The 3,262-nt window shown below is 40.6% G+C and carries 1 protein-coding gene and 1 pseudogene; both read right to left on the bottom strand.

Annotated features, from left to right (window positions below; translation table 11 throughout):
• Positions 1-238: 238 nt before the first annotated feature.
• On the bottom strand, positions 239-2,905 hold the full coding sequence (locus FTT86_RS15720; RefSeq protein WP_180181479.1) for an excinuclease ABC subunit UvrA: 2,667 nt from the start codon (positions 2,903-2,905) through the stop codon (positions 239-241).
• Between the two features lie 42 nt (positions 2,906-2,947).
• A pseudogene (locus tag FTT86_RS15725) lies at positions 2,948-3,094 on the bottom strand (IS256 family transposase); the annotation flags it as partial.
• Positions 3,095-3,262 lie beyond the last annotated feature (168 nt).

Raw genomic sequence — 3,262 nt, forward strand, 5'->3', positions numbered from 1 at the left:
CGCGACTCATGAGTGCTCGGTTATATGCGGGCCAATTGGTTGTGCGGTAGATTTTGTGTGTAGGCTTCTTCATTTGAAAATTATATCGCTGAAAAAGCCTTTACAGATAGGTTTGTGCAACAAAGCCCTTAGTTGAAAAAAATTTTAGATTTCATGCTCACACACCACCTAAAACAAAAAATATCTGATTGATTTTACAGGCTTTTAATTTAAGGCTTTATTCTACCCACTCGCAATATCAATGTTTAGTATCACGACTCACTAACTCATTAACTAAATATGGAGCAGTACGGCTATCTTGATTTTCTGTTATTTGTTTTGGTGTTCCTGCCACAACAATATTCCCACCAGCATTTCCAGCACCTGGTCCCACATCAATCACCCAATCTGCTTGTGCAACGGCACGCATATCATGCTCAATCATAACCACGGTATTACCCGCATCGACTAATCGCTGCAATTGAACTAACAATCGATCTACATCTGATGGATGCAAACCTGTAGTTGGCTCATCAAGTATATACAGTGTATTTCCACGCTGATTGCGTTGCAGCTCGGTCGCCAATTTAATACGTTGCGCTTCTCCACCAGATAGTTCAGTCGCTGGTTGCCCTAAACGTAAATAACCAAGGCCAATTTCCTTTAATAATTGTAGTGAACGAGCAATCGAGACCTCTCCATCAAAAAAATCACGTGCTTCATTGACGGTCATTCCTAATACTTCAGCAATATTACGTCCATTCCAGCGAATTTTCAGAGTGTCATCATTATATCGAGCACCATGACATGTCGGACAAGGGGCATATACACTTGGCATAAACAATAATTCTACACTGACAAAGCCTTCACCTTCACAAGTTTCACATCGCCCTTTAGCCACATTAAACGAAAAACGTCCAGCATCATAATGAGCTTGGCGAGCTTCAGGAGTCCCAGCAAATAACTTTCTAACATGATCAAATAAACCCGTATAAGTTGCCAGATTAGAACGTGGAGTACGGCCAATTGGTTTTTGATCAACCTGTACCAGACGCTGTATAGCCTCCACATCACCAGCCAGAGAACCCTGTGTAACCTCGGTAACCAACATTGCTTCATTTAAAGGATTATTTTCATTATTGTTTTCAGTTTCAGATTCATTGCCTAAATATGAAAGTACTAACTCGGGTAAAGCTTGAGAAACGAGACTAGATTTACCTGAACCTGAAATACCTGTAACTGCTGTAAGTACACCAAGAGGTATACGAGCATCAATATTATGCAGGTTATGTCGGTAAATATTGTTAAGTTCAAGCCAACCAGAGGGTGTACGTTCATAACTTTGAGTAACTGGGATTTTATTAAATAAATAACTTGCAGTACGTGAAGCTGAAATCTCACTTAAACCCTGAGGTACTCCACTATATAAAATATTACCACCTTGCTCTCCTGCATCTGGTCCAACATCCACTAACCATTGAGCACGACGCATGAGCTCTAAATCATGCTCTACAACAAATACGGAGTTTCCAGCGTCTCTTAATTTATCGAGAGAATCATATAATGACTGACTATCTGAAGGATGTAATCCAGCAGACGGTTCATCCAGTACATAAACTACACCAAATAGCATAGAACTTAATTGTGTTGCTAACCGCAAACGTTGTAACTCTCCCGCTGAAAGAGTCGGTGTGGCTCTATCTAATGTTAGATAACCAAGACCTAACTGGCGTAATTGATTTAAACGCCCCACCACACCATTTGCTAAACGCTGCGCAGCAATTTTCTTTTCATCTGAAAGTGCTGACGTACGTCTTACATCTGGAGATACAGAATGCACTGCTCTACCTGTTGTTGCTCGTTCAGATCTATCAAGTTGGGTTACTTTATTATTAGTCTTTTCTCCAGCATCATGAGCGTCGAAATTGCCTAGAACAATGGGCTCAAGCAGGCAAGTTAACTTATCCAAAGAAAGTTGCATAAACTCACCAATATCTACTCCAGCAAAGGTAATAGATAAGGCTTCTGGTTTAAGGCGTTTACCATGACAGGAAGGGCATATTTTTCCTTCCATAAAACGTGAAACACGTTTTTTCATCAACGTACTTTGGGTATTAGCAAAAGTATGAAGGACATAGCGACGAGCACCAGTGAAAGTGCCCATATAGCTGGGTTCTAGTTTACGTTTAAGTGCAGATTGAGTCTCAGCGGGGCTTAAACCAGCATAGACAGGAACTGTTGGGGTTTCTTCAGTAAATAAAATCCAGTCTCTATCCGATTGCGGTAAATCTTTCCATGGTCGATCAACATCATACCCTAGGGTTACTAGGATATCGCGTAAGTTTTGCCCGTGCCAAGCAGGTGGCCATGATGCGATAGCTCTCTCACGAATACTGAGTGTTGGGTCAGGAACCATTGTCGATTCTGTAACTTCATAAATGTGACCTAAACCATGACAGGTAGGACAAGCACCTTGAGGAGTGTTCGGTGAAAAGTCCTCGGCATATAACATTGGCTGATCGGCAGGATATGCACCAGCACGCGAATAAATCATTCGCACGAGACTTGATAAAGTTGTTACACTTCCAACAGAAGAACGGGTATTACTTACACCACGTTGTTGTTGCAATGCTACTGCTGGTGGTAGACCATCAATAGCATCAACATCTGGTACTCCGGCCTGATCTATTAAGCGTCTTGCATAAGGTGCAACAGATTCGAAATATCTTCTTTGTGCTTCAGCAAAAATAGTTCCAAAAGCAAGTGATGATTTTCCTGAACCCGATACACCTGAGAAAACAACAAGTGCGTTTCTTGGGATAGAAACATCTACATCCTTAAGGTTATGCTCACGTGCACCTCGAACTTCAATACAATTATTAGATAAAGTAATGTTATTGTGTTCACCAAAAGAATGTATTTTCATGTTTCTACGAGCCTGTAAATTATTTTGTGTAAGTCTCATTTTTTATAAATGATCTTTTAATCGATCATCGAACTGAATCGTAAACCAATTCATTGCTAAACGCCAATTTTGAGTTGGCATGGTCCATTTTTTAGCAGCATTTGAAGTTGCTAAATAAATGACCCTTTTCACTGAATCATCAGAAGTGAACCGTACCGGGTTTGTCGGAGAGTCAATATTCTGAGAGACTATCCCGATGACAAAATTAAAATATACCCCTGAAATCAGAGAAAGAGCGGTTCAATTATTGATTGAATCTGAAAAAGATTATCCTTCTACTTGGGCTGCAATCACAGCAATTGCGCCTAAGATTGGTTG

The organism is Acinetobacter sp. YH01021 (genome assembly GCF_013420255.1).
Classification (GTDB): Bacteria; Pseudomonadota; Gammaproteobacteria; order Pseudomonadales; family Moraxellaceae; genus Acinetobacter.